4 protein-coding genes are annotated in these 1249 nt (G+C 44.8%); all 4 read left to right on the forward strand.

Features of this window, described 5'->3' with window-relative positions:
• The coding region (locus R8N28_RS25465) for an MbeB family mobilization protein (protein WP_318183691.1) at nucleotides 1-394 on the forward strand (394 nt) is incomplete at its 5' end.
• A complete protein-coding gene (locus R8N28_RS25470; protein ID WP_169567099.1) occupies nucleotides 395-628 on the forward strand; it encodes an MbeD/MobD family mobilization/exclusion protein in 234 nt (77 codons plus the stop codon).
• A 61-nt stretch (nucleotides 629-689) separates the two neighbouring features.
• Complete coding sequence (locus R8N28_RS25475) at nucleotides 690-1082, forward strand: type II toxin-antitoxin system RelE/ParE family toxin (RefSeq protein WP_224723981.1); 393 nt, start codon at nucleotides 690-692, stop codon at nucleotides 1080-1082.
• Nucleotides 1072-1249, forward strand: a 178-nt coding sequence (nadS, locus tag R8N28_RS25480; RefSeq protein ID WP_276398575.1) for a NadS family protein, incomplete at its 3' end; no start/stop codon positions are given. The genes R8N28_RS25475 and nadS, both read left to right, overlap by 11 nt.

Here is a 1249-nt window from a genome sequence, read left to right on the forward strand (position 1 = left end):
GCTAAAGAAAGACTTCGAGAGGCACGAACAACGTATTCAAGATGCGTTGAAATCAAGCGAGCAGAAAATCATAAACGACATCCAAGAGCAGCAATCACGTTTGAATCTCTTGGTGATGAAAACATGGATTTGGTTGCCAGTGACCCTGTTATTTTTGGTGATCGTCAGTTACGGGATCGCTTGGTATCAAGGGCAGACGATATTAGACAATCAGAGAAAGATAGCCCGCCAAAAAGCGATCCTAGAGCAGTTCCAGAACAAGACTTGGGGGCTTTCTCTGTACGAGAGCCAGAAAGGGGAACGTTTTATTGTGATACCAGAGGGTTACTCGATTCTGGAGGGGTGGACAATGAACGATGGCAAGAACGAGCTGATCAAGTTGGAGAGGAAATAAATGACCGAGCTAGAGAAACAACTTTTGCACGCCTTCGAGGTTTTAGAGAGGCAGCACAAGGAGCAGCACAGCGAGTTCGTGAAGCTCTACAAGGATTTAGAGAAAAGATTCGAGCAGAGCAGCGAGGAGAACCAACGCTTACAGAGCAGTGTGAGCAGCTTGACCATGCAAGTAAACAACTTGACGCAGCAGCTCCAGTCGTTGGAAAAGCAATACAGCAAGAGCAGTCGTTAGCACGACAAAATCGCAGAGGTCGAGGTTTCGGATTTAATCGTTAATACATTTGAAAATACGCTTGCCAGGAGTACAATGTACTCCTATTCTTTTGGGAGAGGATCGGGTTATTAGCTACGCATTAGAGTTTATTGAAACGCCATTGTTTGAATCTCAGCGAAAAGAGATGCTCACGGATGAAGAGTTTCGAGCGTTGCAGTCAGACATCATCAAAAACCCAGAAATGGGATCGTTGATTGTCGGAACGGGAGGGCTAAGAAAAGTTCGCCTTGCTGGAGAATCGACAGGTAAGAGTGGTGGTTATCGAACGATTTACTTACTGATCCAACCTGATGTTGTCTATTTGGTGTTGCTGTACAAGAAAGGGAGAAAGGACTCTTTAACTCAGAAAGAGAAGAATCTCCTTAAAGAAGTGTCGAGGTCGATTAAGAGAGAGTATGACAATGAGCAATAGTATTTTTGATGAACTTTATACATCGATGAAGCAAGCCGAAGCGATTGCAAAAGGAGAGCAGACTCCTGCGAATGTCACTCGTTATGAGATTGCCGATGTTAAAGCGATCCGAGCACAACTGGATGTCAGCCAAAAAGAGTTGGCACAAGCGATGGATGTGAGTATTG

This window comes from Vibrio sp. Vb1554, from assembly GCF_033344235.1.

What these genes read in the sequence shown, in the direction of transcription:
- R8N28_RS25470 (WP_169567099.1), top strand. Translation starts at nt 395, where the DNA reads ATGACCGAGCTAGAGAAACAACTTTTGCACGCCTTCGAGGTTTTAGAG.